The following is an 18,761-nucleotide window of genomic DNA, read 5'->3' as shown; positions in this document are numbered from 1 at the left end:
TGTTAAATCCTTATCGCACTTGGAGACAGTTGTACGAAATGGGCTAGTTGTTTTTTAGATAAAATGGGTATGCCAGCTTGTTTTGCGGCGTTAATTCGATGGCAGAGTAGATTGGGAAGTTGTTTAAAGTCGATATATTGCACTGAGGGTCTGAGTACATTTAAGGTGCTAATGACGTGCCTAACCTGTTTTGGATCGTTAAAGTTTACGAGCGTCACTTCGAATTTATTGAAAAGCGGGTGCAGTCTTAAGTGATGTAAAAAGGGCATTGGCATAAGTAATAATGAGTCCCCATTCTCATCTTGAAAAACGGGTACTGGAGTTGTATCTAACAAGATTTGAATATCTCCATAAGATAGGGTCGTGTAGTCTGGGGGCGCTGGTAACGTTCTCTTATCATTCATTAACAACGACATAAGAACAGGGTGTTGTTGTAGTGTGAGTGAGTTGAGGGGCACTTTTTTAACTTTTCTATTTTTCACTCTGAAATTCCTTTGCAATTAAACACTGTTTTATTTTTTAGTACGCTTCTGCAGCCTATTTCTTTACTGAATATGACTTACTTGGAATCACGCTAAAAAATGTTTGACGTTTTTTGAGCACTTGATGTGTCATATTTGTGCTCTGGAAGTGATATTACACGTCAACGTTTCATTAGCTTTCCGGTTCAGATGCCATTTTGGACGCTGAACTGAGAAGTCATTTAAGCCATTGATTTTAAAGGAGGTGTTTTTTGCTTTTTTGTGAGGTGGATCACGTTTTTCACTTAATTTGACAAGGGGTAGTCTAAAATATCGAACTTAAATATCGGTAAAAGTAGTTTTTTGTTCGGTCTTATCGCAGTGTTTAGCACCTGCAGTGGAAGTCATGATGATCAAAGTGGTTGTTTTATGACGTTGAAAGTAGAGGGGACCTGTCTGTAAGAGCTTGATTTTTTAATTAACGAAAAATGCGATCAGTATTAGGACTTCTTTTTTGGAAAACCAGTGACTCCTTTTTACGATATTTTATCTTTGTATCCTGTGCTCGGCGGTAAAGGGGTAAATATGCGCGATGCAAAGCTGGCGATGGGGCTCAAAGCGACGAAAGGTAAGGCATATCGGATAGCACAGATCTTCCCAAGGCACTTTATTCAAACCGCAAAAGCCGTTGGCTTTGATACTGCAACTATCAGGGTAAGAGTATGAAAATTCACTTGCCAAAAATAACCTTTTCAAGGTAATCGGTGTTGCGATTGGCTTTCATTTGTTTCGCTCTTACTCCTTTCTTAAAGCTTGTCTCTGACTGAAGACGATTCACTGCAACATGCCTAACACCTGCCATAATTTCCGGTGACCAGAACAGATCAAAGCGGTTGCTTTAAGAAGTTGAAAGTGACGGTTGATGAAACTGAGGCGTTCACCCTACATGGTGAGTTGACTTACCCCAAAACGGGTTGTAAATCGTGGGCCTGGTTTTATTTTACTTCTATTCAATGGCTTATTTTTATTTTGTTTTGTGGTAAATACATTTAGTCATCACTTTAGTACCACTTTGATAGCTCTATAAGCTGATATTCTTATGGGCAAACTCCCCTTAGTATTTCTATTTTATTCATTCATATTTTTGGTCAGTCTCTTTTATGGCAACATGCGTTAGTATGTAATCACTTATTTAACGCCTGTAGAGTGTAAAGATTGCTTTAACGGTTGTAGCGTGTAAAACTTGATTTACCTGCTGTAGCGTGTAAGGTGATGTTGGAACTGTTTATATAGGTAAAGTGATTATGAAGGTGACGAACTCAAAGCAGCTTAGTGCGTATCTTAAAGATGCGCGGCTAAATATGAAGCTATCGCAAAGTAAAGCAGCTAGTAAGGTCGGCATTCGTCAGGATACGGTTTCTAGCTTTGAGCAGAACCCTGACTCTACTAAAATAGAAACACTGTTTAAGATATTATCGGCATTAAACCTTGAGCTAGACATTAAGGTTAGAAACCCAGAGTTAGGGTGTGAGCTTGTAGATGATAAAGCCATACCGACTGAGCAAGAATGGAAGGAGGAGTGGTAATGGCTATCCTTGATGTTTATATGAATGGTTACCTAGTCGGAGAGTTAACTAAATCGACCACAGGCTCGCATCTGTTTAAGTATGAACAGCAATGGTTAGATACCTCTAGCAGTCGTCCCATCTCTTTGTCTATGCCACTGCGTAAGCAAGCGTATAAAGGTGATGAGGTTTACAATTTCTTCGATAATCTACTCCCAGATAATATTGAGGTGAGAAACAGAATTGTTGTTCGCCATAATGCTCAATCGACCCAAGCGTTCGATTTATTGGCTAAAGTCGGCCAAGACAGTGTCGGTGCATTGCAGCTCGTACCGCATGATCAGCAGCCGTTTGATATTAAAAAAATTGAGTCTAAACCCTTATCGGATCAAGAATTGGAAAGAGTGTTAAAGGGTTATCAGTCGGGTATTCCACTAGGCATGTTAACCGATGAAGATGACTTTCGAATATCGATAGCAGGTGCCCAAGAAAAAACGGCCTTACTTAATCTTGATGGACAGTGGCGGCTTCCTATTAAGGCGACCCCGACAACGCACATCATTAAGCTACCCATAGGTTCAATACAGAGTCATTCACATACTCTTGATATGTCTGACAGCGTTGAAAATGAATACTTATGTATGATGATTGTGAGGGAGTTTGGCTTAGATGTACCGCAATGCTCGGTCATTAAGGTGGGTGATGTTAAAGCGCTTGCTGTGGAACGCTTTGACCGTAGGCTCTCATCTGATGGTAAATGGATTATGCGTTTGCCCCAAGAGGACTTTTGCCAAGCATTAAACATTCCGCTAGCGAGAAAATATGAAAGCCACGGCGGCCCCGATATTGAGCAGATTATGTCATCTTTATTAGGCTCCACCAATTCAGAGCAAGATCGAGTTAACTTCATGAAGTCTCAGGTACTGTTTTGGCTATTAGCGGCAACCGATGGTCACGCTAAAAATTTCTCACTTTTTATTGAGGCGGGAGGCGGATATCGACTAACCCCTTTTTACGATATTTTATCTTTGTATCCTGTGCTTGGTGGGAAAGGGTTAAATATTCGCGATGCAAAGCTGGCTATGGGACTCAAAGCGACAAGAGGTAAGAAGTACCAGATAGCACAGATCTTCCCAAGGCACTTTATTCAAACAGCAAAAGCCGTTGGTTTTGATACCGCAACTATGGCGGACATCATGAATGAGATAGCCAATTCAGTTGATTCAGTCATCACGAAAGTTAAATTACAATTACCTCAAGATTTTCCAGTGCATATAAGGGATACAATTCTTGATGGCTTACTGGATAGATCTAGACGACTACTTAAATAGCAATTGGCTTCTTGTTTTAAAGACCAGGTTGCTTTTTTCTCAGTTCCCACACCAAACTTTGATTACTAACCCAGAAATTCCACCAGGTGGAAAATGGCGCAGTGCTTGTCACCACTGCTTTCAACCTTCCTCTTATCAGCGACTGAAGGTCCTAGGAACTCGCAAGCTCGCCTGAGGACGGGCTTAGAAGTGAAGCGCCCTGCTAGATCCCTACAAATTATCATCCCGGTATGCTTTTGCGCCAGAACCATCAGTTGCGCTTTGATAACTGATGATTTCACCCTGTAAAAACTTATCTCTTGGTAAGACTAATAACTCCAGTCCAACCCCCCTTAGGGCTTTGCCTAAAACTAATGCGCTAGCTTTCGATTTATCTCCCTCAATTTCAGATAATGCCTTCCTTGTAATGCCAACCATTTTGGCATATTGCTCTTGATTAGCGAATAGCATTTCAGTACGCAACCTCTGCAAAGCCTTACCTGTGGTGATCTGACTGGTAATAAGCTCAATGCAAATACTTTTCATAAGCTCATCTTTGACAGAGCTCGACAATTTTTTACGCTTAGCAGCAAGTGGTTGTCGGCCATGACGATTATCTTGGGCTAACATTTTGGCCTTTTCTGTCATAGTAGTTTCCAGGTTTTGAATTTCTTCTCTAAATTTTCATACCCCATACTTGGGAAAGAGAGAATAGACTGGGGAACACCTCGGTTTCCCAGCCTTTGCTTGAGTTCAATTAATTCTATTGCTGTTTGAGCCAATGCATCTAAAAGGGCCTTTGGCTCAATAAGATCTGCAAGACTATTGGCAATTTTAACAAAGTCATATTGTCCACCTAATTCAAGCTCCGCCCCCCATATAAAAGTCCTTGATATCACTTCTGGATCGGCTTTCATGGGGGCAAAGTCGTAGATAGGCGCAAGGGATACGCGATTGTTCTGCTTGATGAATGACGTATTACGACCGTGATTATCGGAATTACCAAAAGCAATATTAAGCAAGTCCCTGCGAACCCATTCGATAACAAACGCGGCTATTCCATCCTCTACATCCAGAAACGTTGTTGTTTCACTGTTATCGCTTTTTAAAGTAAACACTTCTATCAAAGCGCGGATCACCTCGCCATGCTCCATCATCGTCGCTGGAGCAATATCTAAGACAGAGTAAACTGACTCCATACCAAGCAATTGCTGTTTATTGCCTATTGTTGCAACATCGAACCTTGGCAACCACAGTGATGGACCTCGCTCGCTCTCGATCAACCGCATTTCATCAGTGGGTATAGTATCGAAACCTAACGCGTTAAGTTCGTGATAGAAGTGAAACTCAGCCCTTAAAATATCGTGGTCGATACTTGCGCTTCCTCTTGGAAATTTAACTAAGTATCGGGTGTCTAGATTACTTGGATTATCTTGAAAGGTATCGATCCACACTCTGTCATCTGGATCACAACGAAGAAGTAATTTAGGCGCCGCACCACCTGCACCAGACGCACCGCCGGCAGCGGCTCCATTGGCCTGTGCGTATTCGATAAAGTCGACTTCAAGCCTACAGACATCCTCAACGCTAAACGTTACCGGTATTGGGTTAATAATAGTAGCAGGAACTGACTCTTTCACCCTGATATTGCCTATCGGTGCGATAGTACCTTGAGATAATAAAATAAAATTCCTGGTAAGCTTATCTTCATCGAGCAAGCGCAGTGTTCGTAGCCAATATTTACGACTTGAGCCTGCGGGAATAATGTCATCTAAAAAACGAAACCAGTTTGTATTATTTCGATAGGGCATGGTGTCGTTTGGCAAAGTGACGCTGGTTGCGGTTTCTGCAAAATCATTATAGTGTGCAAACACATGATCTGTTTCATAGTCCAGTCGACAAAAGCTTGAATCAAGGTGTTCTGCAAACTCGATAGTCGCAACATCATGCCACTCAAAAGCGTAGTTAATTTGAATTGTAATTGCTTTAGGCATAATGCATCCATTTCGGTTCAATAAAGAGTGTAAAACTAATTTATTGAAACAATATTAGCACAATAAATAGCTATAACACTATTTATTGACACGATTTTTGCTCAAAAAGTCAGACACCAGTTTGTGATCACAAAACGCCCTAAGTAACAGGCCCTAGGAACTCGTAAGCTCGCCAGAGGACAAACTTCATACTGGCAAACAATGTCAACTAAATTATCTAGTTCATTTCCCAGTCCTGTATCAGGTTTTGCATTCCATAATTGTTCAATTCGCTTCAAGGCTAGCTTATGCTCAGCAGCATTCGAGATCTGGCATGCAGTCAAAATATCTCTGACACCAATACACAGATCTGAGCTTTTTTGAGAAAAATCGCTTTTCTACCACGTCAAAAATATTACTGAACATTAACCCCTCGCAAGCACCTAAGTCTGGAGAATTTTTTATGGTTGCTTTTTAACGTGTCTCAGGACCATGCTTCAACGGGTGATGGTGTGGTCCTGATTAAGTGGGATTACACCGAGCGAATGTGACCAAAGACTTGATTCTTAAAAACGAGGTATTTTGTAAGCTATTCTAATACTGTCCATTGGCCACCTGTTTACAGCAAGTGAGCGCGTTATCTTTTATCTATAATAATATATCGCTATACCTTTGTTGATGTGCAATAACTAATCAATCTTGGGCTGTTTTGGTTGTGATGATATGTTTTTATATATAATTTATCTTTAGTGATGCATTAAGACATATTGAAATGAACTATCTAACAGAGCAGATATTAGGAAGCCTTCGAGACGCTCGGATACGTAAGGGGTTTAGCCAAAGAGAGCTGAGCGCTCGTTCGGGTGTACCGCAAAGCCATATATCGAAAATTGAGTCTGGTAGCGTTGATTTAAGAATGTCCAGTTTGATTGCACTTGCCCGCGTACTCGACCTAGAGTTATTTGTCGCACCTAGAAAGACTGTTCCTGCAATTAAGTCGATCATTCGAAGTAGTAACGCGACTCATCATAACGGCCTTAGCGATGAAAGTGAGCCAATGTTGCCAGCATACCAGTTAGAGGAATACGACGATGACTAATAATGTCTCTACGTTAAACGTTTTGCTCTATGGTGAACCCATCGCAACGATCACTAATGTGGGCAATGACAGAACGCTATTTGCCTTTATGGATTCATACATTAATGATGGTTCACGGCCCGTGTTAGGGCTTGGTTTTAAAGATCCGCTAGGTGGATTACTGACCAATTTTAAACCTACCCAAACCAAGTTAACCCCGTTTTTCTCTAATCTTTTGCCAGAAGAAACCATGCGCCATTACCTGGCAGAGCGTGCCGGTGTGAACCCTGAGCGGGAATTTTTTCTACTGTGGGTGCTAGGGCAGGATTTAGCTGGTGCGATCACGGTTGAACCGGCCGATGGTGAAGCGCTGCCACCTATTGTGCATCAAGACATTGAAGGTGATACGAAAGTTGAAGCGCCCATGCGTTTTTCATTGGCGGGTGTGCAGTTGAAGTTTTCAGCTTTACAACAAGTAAATGGCGGTTTGACCATTCCTGCTACGGGTAAAGGTGGGTCTTGGATTGTGAAATTGCCGTCGTCTCGATTTGAGGCGGTGCCAGAAAATGAATATTCGATGATGGAATTGGCTCGAATGTTGGGAATGGAGGTACCAGAGACTCAACTACTTTCTATTGACCAGATTGCCAATATTCCAGAAGGTGTCGGCAAATATGGCAATTCTTTTAAAAATGCTCAGGCCTTTGCGATAAAACGCTTTGACCGTGTTGATGGTCAAGCTGTACATATTGAGGACTTTGCGCAAGTTTTTGGTGTCTATCCTCAAGATAAATACAAAAAAGCCAGTATGCGGAATATTGCTCAGGTTATTGGTATCGAAGGTCAAGATGAGGACATCGCAGAATTTACCCGTAGGTTAGTGTTCAATACGTTAATTGGCAATGCCGATATGCATTTGAAGAATTGGTCTGTGATTTATAAAGACAAACGCACCGCATCGATTGCACCAGCTTATGACTTTGTTTCAACCATTCCCTATATCCCTCATGATAGTGCGTCGCTCAAGGTTAGCCGTAGCAAAAAATTCAGCGATTTCACCTTGGATGAGTTGTCACACTTAGCCGCTAAGGCCATGCTGCCAGAAAAATTGGTGTTAGATACCGCTAAGCAAACCGTAACAGGCTTTCATGAGGTTTGGGCGAGAGAAAAAGCGCATTTACCCCTTACCAAGTCGATGATTGAAGCAATCGAGAGCCACTTACTAAGCATACCGCTACGCTAAAATGATAACAGACACGTACGCATGCATAGGCGTCTGTCATATTAGGTTGAAGATTATGTTTAGTGATTTTTTTGTCAATCATTGCCCCGGTTGATAAGTTAGCAAGAAATTACGCCAGCATGGTATCACTGGCGTTTGCCGTTAACATGATGCAGCAGAAACTTGGCGAAGAGTCCCTGCTTGCTTAGCCGCTTCACGTGCAGCGATAAGGCGACGAATACCATCTGCTTTACGTTGAGCTGTTGTCGAGCTATTTTTTAAAGACATAATTGTCTCCTTCTGGGCCAAATGCACACCATCTACCAAAGATTAACTGCTTTGCGAACTTTATGGCAAGTCGGTTGTAGTAAAACCTCTTAATTTATTGACCATTACAATCTCAACTTTAAGTGTCCGATGGCATTAGACCAGAACAGACAGGGAGGGCATTCTATCTATCTTCTTTGTGACTTATCGCTTGTTTTGCCTTGAAAGAGTTAAAGGTGACGATGTGGTAAATCCCCATGAATAATCCACCCATGATAACGATGCCAATTGAGATAAGCGGCAACCAATAGTTGAGTGAACAGCTCATGATTTTGCCCTTCTTTATATCATGCTAAGCCATAAGATAATGTTAGCACATCGTCGATTTCAATTCTCTCGCCATTGGTCAGCAGGATTAGGGATGGATTATATTGCTTTGGCCCCCAACGATCTGTTGAGTTATCAGGCGAACCTCCGTTTCAATTTTAATGTTCTGTATTTAAATGAAATTATCGGTTTGACTATCCCTTTGTGCGAGGAGTGAATAGTGAATCCCCAACATACGCTGCTAGGTTCGAGGATCCTACGCTGCTCAATTACGTCATTCCGGTGATGCAGTTAAAGCCGGAATCCAGGTGTTCGCTTTTAATGATTTACCAGAAGGACGCTTCGCTCCTCGAATCTATACCCTCTGGCGATCCTGCGAGTTCCTAGCCCCTAGAAGGTTAATGGTTACTAAGACGGGTGATAATATCAAGAGATGATATGAATATCTGGCTTATTCGCATCATAATTAGATTTGATTGAGGATTTTATTCGAATCATGATATGATTTGAATGCGCTATTATTTAAATCAAAAGGCGACAAGATGTGGATCTGGCAACGAGCTGATTGGCCAAACTTTATCTGGGATGAAAACGTCATTGAACCCAAGTTACGAGACATTCGCTTTCACCAAGGAATGTTGTTGGGCAAGATGTCGAGTCAACCTAAAGACCAAAAGCAAAGTATGTTAGACACGCTATTGGCGAACATTATTCATTCGAGTGCCATTGAAGGTGAGAAGCTGAATGCTTTTTCTGTTCGTTCGTCGCTGGCTAATAAACTTGGTCTTTCTGAAGAAAAACCATTTCCAACCACTGAGCGCACAGATGGCCTAGCAGAAATAATGTTAGATGCGGTGGAGAATTTAGACTCACCGCTCTTACTTGAGAGAATATTACAATGGCATGAACGGCTGTTTCCTCAGGGTTACACCTTGTTCAACCCTGTTATAGGGGGACTGTTACGCGGGGATGAGCCTATGCAGGTTGTATCGGGTAGGATTGATAAACCCACGGTGCATTTTGAAGCGCCGAGCCGAGATGTGCTTGGATCCGAACTAGACGTGTTTATCCGCTGGTTTAATGATTCCCGTGAGGACCCCGCTTTAGACCCTTTGCTTAGAGCCGCGATAACACACCTATGGTTTGTGACGCTCCACCCTTTGGATGACGGTAATGGTAGGATCACCCGCTTACTTACTGACTTGGCACTGGCACAGGCTGAGCGTCAATCAGTCCGTTTTTATGCGATGTCAGTGGCGATTTTAGCCAATCGTAAAAGCTACTATGAAATATTAGAGCAATCCCAGAAAGGTGAGCTTGATATTACCGCCTGGCTAATTTGGTTTTTAAATACCTTAGGTGAAACATTCACCAAAGTGCTTGAAGAAATCGACCAAACGGTTTTTAAAACAAACTTCTGGCGAAATGTCGATCAAACGCGACTGTCCTCTGAACAAGTAAAAGTGCTCAATCAAATGCTTGATGGGGATTTTGACCAAGGCATTAATACGTCGCAATATCATAAAGTAGCAAAAGTCAGCAAGCCAACCGCTTCTCGTCATTTAGCGGCTTTGGTAGAGCTTGGGTGCTTGGTAAAAAGTGAAGCCGGAGGACGGAGCACTCGGTATAAGCTTGCGAGATCCTAGGATCCGTCCCGGTAACGCTTATAAAGCCGGGATTAAAGCATTCGAGGACGGGACCTAGAACCTAGAAGGACGAAGTCCGCTCTCAGGCGAGCTCTGCACAGAACCATACGTCAACACACCTCACTCAGAATTATCAGTATCAATAATAACTATGTTGTTGATTTTAATTGGAAAAATAATTTCAGCACCCATTGGTCATCTTCCTTAAATATGTTATCAATTTCGTCCCAATCTGGTAACTCATGAGTCTTTGGAGCCACACTAAATTGCAAACCAATTGCATCAAGCAAACGCTCAAAAATATCAAAAGAACCAGTGAACCGACCATTCTCAATTACGGAAATAGTCACCTTATGAATACTCGTTAATTCAGCAAGATACTGCTGGGTATAACCTAGCGCTTTGCGGCGTTCACTAACCGCTGCATCAATTTCAGCTCTACTTCCCATACACTACTCATCATGTTAGCTATATAGCTAACATTGCGGGTTTAAATATCTAAGTTAGCTATATGGCTAACTTTATTTTAGATAGATAAGCTAAAATCACCAAGTTACTCCTAAAGAAGCAATTTATTCAGCGAGAGAAGCGATTGCCATCATCTTTGAAACATGGAAATCGAGTATGGTGAGTAGTACAGATTTTAGCCCCTAAACGAGTCACATTCAGGGGGACATGGGATTATAAAGTCATTAAACTGGGACATAGCACAGTTCAAGGAGGCTATTGCTTAGCTATCAGTCTCAATGTGAGTATTAATTACTTTAATAACAAATGCTTAATTTCGTGAGCATTAAGTTAAGCTATTCAATACCGCTAAAAATGAAGTTAACTCAGTAATATAATTTTCATGATCAATGATATAACCCGCGCCAACATGTTCACCTGACTTTAACGCTTCACAATAACCAATATTATTGAATCCTCTATAATTAGAGCTGCTCACAAAACGCGAAGAGCATCTTTTGTTGTGGTTAATTTTCACGCATGGCATTGCGTCAATTGCCATATCCATTTTTGAAGAGAGGATCGGATTTATCACTATATGTAACTTACCTTTACCCAAGCCTGAAGTACGGCTGATATAGGCGATAATCTGCTCATTTTTTAGAATAGCGATTTCTTTTTTAGTAAAGGTATTGGAAAACCCCAATTCATGACATGTTTTTACAATATTGCGTTCAACAGACGGTGCTATGCACTTCGTTATAGTATCCAGTAAGCTGACTTTGTTGGCTGTGGCCATCTTATTTCCTTATTTTTTGAGCACGGTAATTTGTAAAGACTTAAATGGATGTTATCTGCGCAGTTAATTTTTGTTTCGCGGCATCAATCACGACAGGATCTGTTTTGATAGACAATTTATCTGCTGGCTTTTGACCTAAAAAGTACGAAATTCTTTCTGCATTTGCGCCAGAAGGGTGAGGAAGTCCCGCCAAAATTTGGTTTTCATTGATAACGCCAACTCGAGCGGCATAACGCAATGCTTCTTCCACTTTGGGGCCGAGTGGAATAATGAGCGTTGATGAGCTAAATTGCGCGAGCTCAGGTAATAAGTGTTGCTCAAGCTGTTTGCGTAAAAAAAGGTTGGAAACCATTGACGGTGTTCCGCTGTAATTTTTACCGGATTTAAACACGGGATAGCGTAACGCTGAGGTGTAGTGAACGAGATGAGCTTTTGCTTCAAATAGTTCAGAACACGAAGTGATCCCCAGCTTTGGTGGAAGGCCTATATAGTCCAGTAAGCGAATGAGGTTTTTACGCATCGGCCCAGCAAAACTCGCGGTATTTTTAGCTGCTTTTTTAGTGGCTTCAATTGAACAACCTTGTGCTAATTGTTTGCTGGCTTCTTCAAGCGCCAGGATTGCTTGCTGAATGCCTGGGGTTATCCCACATATGATAATTTTTGCTTCTTTATTGATGTATTCAAACGGGGCGTAATATACGGATAATTCACCACTTTGCTCAATGACTAATTCTTCTCCTAATGCCTGCTGAACAGAGCTAAATGAATGGTTTTTTATGTAATTAACATAGTGTTCTAACATTTTAGTACTGACCTTCTTATGGTTTCATTTCACGATGACGAGATCGTGAAGTTAAATAATGACTGAATTGACACAAAAAAAATTTTAAAAAAGGGAGCCCTATTTCGGGCCCCCTTGTTGCTCTTAGGACACCTCCTTCGAGCCATTATTGAGGGGCACAACTCCCTCTTTCACACATTTACAGGTACAAACTGTGATTTTATGCAGGTATTTCAGTGCTCTTTAATAACACTCGTTGAGTGATGGTTTATATTTCATTCGTGATTTGTTGCCACAAATCCTCTGCGTTTAGCCAGCCACTGCTTGGCAACATCGATTTCGACTTCGACGTTTTTACCGGTTTTGATAAACACTAAAGGGTTGTCTTTATCATATTGAGCATTTCTGACGCTTCTTATGTTTGACACCCCAGCAAGGAGGGCTAACTCAATAATGGTCAGGTTTTTATCACCGACTTGAGGTAACCATAAGATCCCAACGAGGCCATCGCTAAGATCTGGATAGCCTTTGACGTCACCGCCTGACCATAAGTCAATTTGATAATCCAGTTTTAACCGAGCTAAGAATTTAGTGATCACTTTCAAAATGGGTGTGTGTACATTTTCACCTGAGTATTCGCTTATCGCTTCAATTGCACAAACCCATTTGAGCAGATCACCAATGACATCATTAAGATGATCTTTAGGTCTGACTAACTGACCTTTTTCTGCATATAACCATAATGGTTCTAGCAATAACCACATGGCACTTTTTCTCACGAACTCGGTGGTTTCGGGAGTGTCGAACCATTCGATGGCGCCACTTGAGACATCGCAATCTCCTTTATTTTGACTACTGTCAGTGAGAATTTGCAGTGCAGTAAGTGCACTGTAAATTGATGCTGTTAATGCTTCGATACTTACCGGTTTCAGATCTTGTTTTGGATCGATTTCAATATTTATTCTGGACATGATATTTTAATATGTACTTAGTTAGTACATGGATTGTGTCACCTTTAAATGTACTTGTAAAGTACATTTTAAGGGATGAATGAAAATATTACGTCTAACCCGATAGGGCATAGTTGAATGATGATGTGTCATAGAAACAGAGGCTGGGCTTTCAGAGCGATTGTGATACGCAAAATACGCCCAATGGATGAAGATGGATGGGGGCGACATTTGAATTTATTCAATGAAAGACCTCAGACAATGGTGTCTCATTGGAGGACATTTTGGCAGTTTTCAGTCTCAGTCATTGATTGGGGATGATAAAAACTTCAATAAAATCAGTTAAGTAGTGATGTTTAAATGAAATGGGTAAAATAGGCCTAACTATTTTCTAAGTAATTGATTTTAAATCATTTTTTTATTTCTCTATTGCTTGAGTTCTACGCAAGCTGTCACTTTCGCTCGTAGACTTCTCAACGCTCGCGTTTTCAAGATCAATACAGGTGATTGATTGTGCATGTTCCATTTTAGCTTCAACTCAACGAGCTGTGGGGCTTTGTTTACCAATCATCTGAAACATGGGTAAACAAAAACAATCGTTTGTGATGGCCTCGATTGCCCGATTTAACCCGAATGATAAGCTACATATAACGCATAAAAAAGTAAGGACTCAATCAATGAAAACAGTAAAAAAAATGTTTAACAATTAGCATGGTAGCAAGCTTATTAGTGGGTTGTGCCTCTACAGACCCTTACACAGCACAAAGCGATGAAGATTTCACTTATGATCCTGATCTGAGTTTTGTGATGAACGTGGTCGATGGCAGTTAAGGGTTTCATAATGGATTGCGCGATCTCGATGTGCCTAAAAACAGTGCTATGTCTCCTGGCGCTTTAGATTATGCATCCAGCGGTATAATCGGCTCTGCATTTGACGGTGGAATGGGTGCATTTGAGTTACGACTGTGGCATGGGGGACTCAGACAATTTGCCAATAGAGAAGCTGAACCCACTCTATAAGCAAGCGATAACAAAACTTCATAAATTAGGAAAGCTGAAAGAATTGAGTGACCCTTTTACACTTTATGCAGGAAACCACATGTTTAAAAAACTTGTTAACAATGATATCGAGATCAGTTAAGCGCACCGTGTCGTTATGGCTTACAGTTAAAAGGTGTTTTAGTCAAAATGGCCGACGTTACTCGGCCATTTTTATTAAGCCAACTACAAATAACTCAACCAAGGCTTTTTACTTTTATGCTTGTGCTTATAGGTGGCAAACTTTTTAGTTGGAATATATAGAATGGCAGTCAGCATTACTGTGCCTATCCATATTGTTTCAACCGTGGGCAGTCCAAAGCGCTCGTCGTGGGTTGGGCCTATGATGGTAAATAAAATCCAATAGGCGGCGAGTATGAGGTAAAGGTGCGCAAAGTATACAAACATAGGGGCTGAGCCAAAAGTTTTTAACACGCTTAATGGTTTTACTGCATGTTGTTGAACCGCTTCAAATAACGCTAATAAAATACAGCCAACACCTATGGTGACTAAGAGGTAATTTAGTGATGGCGGATACTTGGTCACGTTTAAAAACGACATGAGTGTTTCAATGCCAGTTGCCTGAACCGACCAGGGTAATGCTTCGCCATACAGATTAAATCCGCGTAATACCAATAGGGTAAGAATACAGGCGAGCCCAATCATCATAAACGATTTAATGCGCACGAGTGGGCTCATTGTTTTTGCAAAAAGTGCTCCTGCACAATAGCCAAGCAGAATTACCCCAAACCATGCTAATGAGGGGTATGATACCTTAATGGTCATGCCTGCTATTTGCCCGATCACCGCATTTTGGTTGAGAATGGCCCAGAGGATGAAGCCTGGATCTTCAGGCGTAAACCGGTATGCATTTAATAAATCGTGCCCAAAGGTAATGATGACCCCCAACGTGCCTATGAGCCAAATGTTCATCTTACACGCAATAGATAACCCAAGCATACTTAGTCCAATTGCCCAAAGTACTTGTAGCCAAATGGTGTTGTAGCCTAAGTCGAACCACAATAGGGTATACAGCACTATATCAAACATCATTAACACTAAACCGCGTTTGAACAAAAAGCCGCTTGGCGAACGGTAAGTGCCATTAGCTGGATGCGCATAAAGCCAGGCCGACATGCCTGCTAAAAAAATAAATATCGGCGCGCAAAAGTGAGTGATAAAACGTGTAAAGAAAAACTCAGGAGCGATGTGATCGAATATTGGATCGCCTACTGGAGTGTGCATAAAAAAGCGCTCACGCACGTGATCGAGCATCATGATTAAAATGATCAGACCACGAAGAATATCGATTGAATCGATTCTCGCGCCGACGTTTGTTGCCATTAAAGGAGCATTTGGGGAGAAATTAGAAGCAGTTGTATTACTGTTCAAGGTAACCTCTTTGACCAAGTTGCTAAAAGTAAATAGGGATAAAAGCTAGCTTTTATCCCTGCGATATCATTACGTCTCCAATCAACCTGAAGATCCGTTAAATCGAGTACCTTCAGGTTGTTTGGGTATACATGTTAAAAACTGTACTTAACGCTGACTCGATAGTTTCTTGGTGCGCCTGGCATTGTCCATGCGTCGGAATATGAGTTGGCGTAGTACTCTTCACCTAGCACATTGTCGATATTTAGGTTCAGATCTAGGTTGTCGGTTAAGTTAACATTGGCGAATAGATTGAGTAAGGTATAGTGTGGTAAATCAAAATCTTGCTCTAGAAAATCGCCTAACTGATCGCCCACATATTTAATCACAACGCCACCACTGCCTTCTAAGCCGTTCATTTCTGTAAAGTGGCGAAGCATTACACTACCGCTATGCTCTGGCACGTTACTTAATCGCGCGCCTTCTTCAATGACATACCAGTCCCACAGGGTTATTTCTTTGGTATTTCTGGCATCGACATAAGCGTATGACAAGGTTGCTTGGGTGTTTTCGGTTAAATTGTAATGAATATCCAGTTCAAATCCGTCACTTTGGGCTTCACCAATGGCTTCGGTTGTGCCGTCTCCGCTTGGGCTACTGGCGAGAATGTTTTTCTTGTCTGTGGTAAACACGGCCGCAGTACCGCTAAAGCCGTGATCTTGCATGTCCCACTTTATCCCCACTTCATAAGAGGTGCTTTCTTCAGGATCGTGGCCATTCCCCTGGGCATTAACGCCTGAGTTTGGTCTTGCGCCTTCTGAATAGCTGGCATATAAGCGAGCATCATCATTTACAACATACACCAGCCCGAAGCGTGGGTTAAAGTATGATTTTGACGAACTTATCATGGCGTTATCGGCAAGGCGGTTGGTGATGTCTTGCTCAAAATGATCGAAACGCATCCCTAACATGGCTTTAACACTGTCGGTAATATCGATTTGATCTTGAAAGTAAATCCCTTGACCACTTTGCGCTTCTAAATCTGAGGTATTGTTTTTCATGCTAGGTAACGTAGCACTATATACAGGGTTGTCGTAATCGATAGCAAATGCATCTGCGCCATCGCCGTCAGCACCAGAATGGCGATAACGTAAAATGAGGCGTTCTAGCTCGTATTCATACGCGTCGCCACCAATGAGCAGGTTGTTGGTAAGCCCAAATAGCGTAACGGTGCCACTCAATTCAACGCGCCCAGAGAGATCGGTTGCATCAAAATCACGATAGCGGCGCTGACGTACAATGTAGTTATTATCTGCATCATACCAACGAGGCTCAGACACACTGCCTTCAAACGAAGATGTGCGGTAACTTAATCCTGCGTTAAAGGCCCAGTCATTGGCAAAATCATGTTGAATTTGGAGTTGATGGCCTAGGGCGTCAATTTCTACAGGACCATCTGCCGGTTCGCCGTAAAAGTTTGAATAAGAGAATGGTTTGCCTTTAACAAACACGACCCCACGGTCCATGTCGGCTTCTTGGTCGAGGTATTCAAGCTCATAAGAGACTAGGGTGTCGTCAGTGGCCTGATAAATAAATGACGGGGTAAGAATGGTTTTTTTCTTTTCTACCGTATCACGATAGCTTTGCGCATCTTCATAAGCCCCGTTAATTCTAAAGGCTAAATCATCGCTAATTGCGTTAGTGTAATCACCTTCTGCGCGGTAGGTATTAAAGCTTCCTGCGGTGAACTTAATGTATCCTTGCTCGTCAAATTGTGGTTTTTTAGTGGTGATGTTCACCGTGCCGCCAGGCTCGCCACGTCCATATAACGCAGAGCTAGGCCCTTTTAGCACTTCCATAAATTCGACATTCGACATATCACGATTACCGCTAAAGCCACGTCCTGCACTAAAGCCGTTGATTAAATAAGCTGAAGGCAGGTTTTCATCGCCAGCAAAACCACGAATAGCAAACATATCCCATAAGCCACCAAAATCGTTTTGACGAGTCACGCCGCTGACTAACTCTAGTGAATCTTGTAAGCCTGTAATGCCGGTTAACTCGAGTGTTTCAAATGACATTGTTGAAATAGATTGAGGCAGGTTTTTTTCTTGTACATTGCCGCGATAGGCCTGACGTAGCCCTTTAACTTCAATTACGTCGACATCTTCTGACACTGAGTTGGTGTTGTCTGCGGCATGTACCATGGTGGGCAAACATAATGCCGAAGCGATTAACAGGCTCAGGTAGGTTTTGGGGTACGTCACGGTGACACGTTTCATATTAATCATTGTCCTTTGGCGAAGGTTGGGATGCAGAGTAAGTCGAAAACTCAGGTAGGTTGTTGAGTTTTTCGAGCGTAAATGGGTCTTTGCTAAATAGCAGTGGGTAATAGAACAGGCGTAATGCATTGTGGTAATCGCGCACTTGTTGCTCATATTGCAATGATGCTTGCAGGTAAGCAATTTGGGCTCGAATACTGTCAATGTCTTTATCTACTGACATTCCAAGGACTTTTGCCTCACCACTTTGTTTTGGAACTGTGCCGAGAAACGTTTTTAATGCTGTCGATTTACCCGCGCCATTGCCGCCTAAAAGGGCAAAGACTTCGCCTTGTTTAACTGTAAAATCGATTTTATCTAATACGGTTTGTTGGGAAAACCGCACGCTCAGTGCTGACGCGACTACCGCTTCTTTTTGCATTGCCTGATCTCTAAATAAAAGGTTGTAATACGTGTGCTGTGTAAGCCGTGTTTGATGGGCGCTGTAAACACAATGGAGTGGTATGTTATAACATATCATTAAGGCTGTAAAACAAACCTTGTTAATTGCGAGTGGGTGCGAGGTAAATTATGTCAGGTGCTTATGCTGAGCGGCTTATGCCAAGTCATGAGTGACGCTGAGCTGATTGGCGCAACGAGCCATCAATCGGTATGTAATGGTATAATATAAAGAATGCAAACAATTGGCTTGAATTTAGCTCAAGGTTGATTTAGCACAGTCATTACAGATGCACTGTAATTCGATTTGTGAGTTAAGCAATTGGAAGTCAGCCTGCTTTATGCTTTCTTTTAGTGCCTCAATCACACTGGCCTGAATGCCTTTTTCGGCAACCTTACCGCAGCTTTTACAAATTAAAAACTGTGGTACTTGGTGTGTATGGGAACAAGTAATATGTGAACACGCTAGGTATTTGTTTTCAGATGATAACTTATGCACAAGCGGCAGTTCGCTGAGTATGTCGAGCATGCGATACACTGACATAGGTGCGAGGGTTTCGTGATGTGTGGTGCGGTAAATATCGGCAATTTCATAAGCCGATAAAGGTTTGTCAGAGTCGAGTAATACCCCTAACACGTTTTTTCGTTTTACTGTGAGTTTGACACCATTGTCGTGACAAATTTGTTCTGCTTTGGCAAACGTAGCAGCGTGATTGGCAGATGGCATAATTCAACTCTTGGTCAATAATGATTGGGGTATTATTTATTGTCGTAAACCGATTGTAAATGATAAAACACCCAAACAG

Annotated in this window: 19 protein-coding genes; 7 read left to right on the top strand and 12 right to left on the bottom strand. The window is 41.9% G+C overall.

Annotated elements, in window-relative coordinates; translation table 11 throughout:
• Positions 1-2: 2 nt before the first annotated feature.
• Positions 3-482, bottom strand: a complete 480-nt coding sequence (locus tag L2703_RS05075; protein ID WP_248970044.1) for a hypothetical protein — start codon at positions 480-482, stop codon at positions 3-5.
• Positions 483-986: 504 nt separating this feature from the next.
• On the opposite strand from L2703_RS05075, the gene L2703_RS05070 reads away from it, so the two are divergent.
• From L2703_RS05070 to L2703_RS05060, 3 genes are all read left to right on the top strand, one after another.
• Positions 987-1,187: a hypothetical protein gene (locus L2703_RS05070; protein WP_248970043.1), complete on the top strand. Its 201-nt coding sequence runs from the start codon at positions 987-989 to the stop codon at positions 1,185-1,187.
• Between the two features lie 578 nt (positions 1,188-1,765).
• Complete coding sequence (locus tag L2703_RS05065; RefSeq protein ID WP_248970042.1) at positions 1,766-2,047, top strand: helix-turn-helix domain-containing protein; 282 nt, start codon at positions 1,766-1,768, stop codon at positions 2,045-2,047.
• Positions 2,047-3,357: a type II toxin-antitoxin system HipA family toxin gene (locus L2703_RS05060; RefSeq protein WP_248970041.1), complete on the top strand. Its 1,311-nt coding sequence runs from the start codon at positions 2,047-2,049 to the stop codon at positions 3,355-3,357. Before L2703_RS05065 ends, L2703_RS05060 begins: the two co-directional genes overlap by 1 nt.
• Positions 3,358-3,567: 210 nt before the next feature.
• On the opposite strand, the gene L2703_RS05055 is transcribed toward L2703_RS05060, so the two are convergent.
• Positions 3,568-3,984, bottom strand: a complete 417-nt coding sequence (locus L2703_RS05055) for a helix-turn-helix domain-containing protein (protein ID WP_248970040.1) — start codon at positions 3,982-3,984, stop codon at positions 3,568-3,570.
• Positions 3,981-5,330: a type II toxin-antitoxin system HipA family toxin gene (locus L2703_RS05050; protein ID WP_248970039.1), complete on the bottom strand. Its 1,350-nt coding sequence runs from the start codon at positions 5,328-5,330 to the stop codon at positions 3,981-3,983. The genes L2703_RS05055 and L2703_RS05050 overlap by 4 nt, the downstream gene beginning before the upstream one ends.
• A gap of 751 nt (positions 5,331-6,081) precedes the next feature.
• On the opposite strand from L2703_RS05050, the gene L2703_RS05045 reads away from it, so the two are divergent.
• Together L2703_RS05045 and L2703_RS05040 are read left to right on the top strand one after the other, a co-directional pair.
• The gene (locus L2703_RS05045) at positions 6,082-6,408 is read left to right on the top strand and encodes a helix-turn-helix domain-containing protein (RefSeq protein ID WP_248970038.1); all 327 of its coding nucleotides are present in this window, start codon (positions 6,082-6,084) and stop codon (positions 6,406-6,408) included.
• Positions 6,401-7,630 carry a type II toxin-antitoxin system HipA family toxin gene (locus tag L2703_RS05040; RefSeq protein WP_248970037.1) on the top strand — a complete coding sequence of 410 codons (1,230 nt, stop codon included), beginning with the start codon at positions 6,401-6,403 and terminating at the stop codon, positions 7,628-7,630. The genes L2703_RS05045 and L2703_RS05040 overlap by 8 nt, the downstream gene beginning before the upstream one ends.
• 141 nt (positions 7,631-7,771) lie before the next feature.
• Here L2703_RS05040 and L2703_RS18970 read toward each other — a convergent pair whose 3' ends face one another.
• A complete protein-coding gene (locus tag L2703_RS18970; protein WP_283107804.1) occupies positions 7,772-7,897 on the bottom strand; it encodes a hypothetical protein in 126 nt (41 codons plus the stop codon).
• An 848-nt stretch (positions 7,898-8,745) separates the two neighbouring features.
• On the opposite strand from L2703_RS18970, the gene L2703_RS05035 reads away from it, so the two are divergent.
• Positions 8,746-9,849, top strand: coding sequence for a Fic family protein (locus L2703_RS05035; protein WP_248970036.1), 1,104 nt, complete (start codon positions 8,746-8,748; stop codon positions 9,847-9,849).
• A 149-nt stretch (positions 9,850-9,998) separates the two neighbouring features.
• On the opposite strand, the gene L2703_RS05030 is transcribed toward L2703_RS05035, so the two are convergent.
• From L2703_RS05030 to L2703_RS05015, 4 genes are all read right to left on the bottom strand, one after another.
• Positions 9,999-10,298: a helix-turn-helix domain-containing protein gene (locus L2703_RS05030; protein ID WP_248970035.1), complete on the bottom strand. Its 300-nt coding sequence runs from the start codon at positions 10,296-10,298 to the stop codon at positions 9,999-10,001.
• A 344-nt stretch (positions 10,299-10,642) separates the two neighbouring features.
• Complete coding sequence (locus tag L2703_RS05025) at positions 10,643-11,095, bottom strand: hypothetical protein (protein WP_248970034.1); 453 nt, start codon at positions 11,093-11,095, stop codon at positions 10,643-10,645.
• Positions 11,096-11,135: 40 nt separating this feature from the next.
• Positions 11,136-11,897, bottom strand: a complete 762-nt coding sequence (locus tag L2703_RS05020) for a uracil-DNA glycosylase family protein (protein WP_248970033.1) — start codon at positions 11,895-11,897, stop codon at positions 11,136-11,138.
• A 254-nt stretch (positions 11,898-12,151) separates the two neighbouring features.
• A complete protein-coding gene (locus L2703_RS05015) occupies positions 12,152-12,847 on the bottom strand; it encodes a hypothetical protein (protein WP_248970032.1) in 696 nt (231 codons plus the stop codon).
• Positions 12,848-13,672: 825 nt separating this feature from the next.
• Between L2703_RS05015 and L2703_RS05010 the strand changes: the two genes are divergently transcribed.
• Entirely contained in the window at positions 13,673-13,846 is a 174-nt protein-coding gene (locus L2703_RS05010) for a hypothetical protein (protein ID WP_248970031.1), read from the top strand.
• A 204-nt stretch (positions 13,847-14,050) separates the two neighbouring features.
• Here the strand turns inward: L2703_RS05010 and L2703_RS05005 are convergent, their stop codons facing one another.
• From L2703_RS05005 to L2703_RS04990, 4 genes are all read right to left on the bottom strand, one after another.
• Positions 14,051-15,256 (bottom strand): acetyltransferase domain-containing protein, encoded by a 1,206-nt coding sequence (locus L2703_RS05005; protein WP_248970030.1) that lies wholly within the window; start codon positions 15,254-15,256, stop codon positions 14,051-14,053.
• 134 nt (positions 15,257-15,390) lie between these two features.
• Positions 15,391-17,517: a TonB-dependent siderophore receptor gene (locus tag L2703_RS05000; protein ID WP_248970029.1), complete on the bottom strand. Its 2,127-nt coding sequence runs from the start codon at positions 17,515-17,517 to the stop codon at positions 15,391-15,393.
• A 1-nt stretch (position 17,518) separates the two neighbouring features.
• Positions 17,519-17,938, bottom strand: coding sequence for an ATP-binding cassette domain-containing protein (locus L2703_RS18965; protein ID WP_283107803.1), 420 nt, complete (start codon positions 17,936-17,938; stop codon positions 17,519-17,521).
• 273 nt (positions 17,939-18,211) lie between these two features.
• Positions 18,212-18,682 (bottom strand): Fur family transcriptional regulator, encoded by a 471-nt coding sequence (locus L2703_RS04990; protein ID WP_248970028.1) that lies wholly within the window; start codon positions 18,680-18,682, stop codon positions 18,212-18,214.
• Positions 18,683-18,761 lie beyond the last annotated feature (79 nt).

Origin of the sequence: Shewanella basaltis, from assembly GCF_023283885.1 — a bacterium.
Lineage (GTDB): Bacteria > Pseudomonadota > Gammaproteobacteria > Enterobacterales > Shewanellaceae > Shewanella > Shewanella basaltis.
Note: the sequence above shows the minus strand (reverse complement) of the source record. Positions and strands in the feature narration are given on the sequence as shown.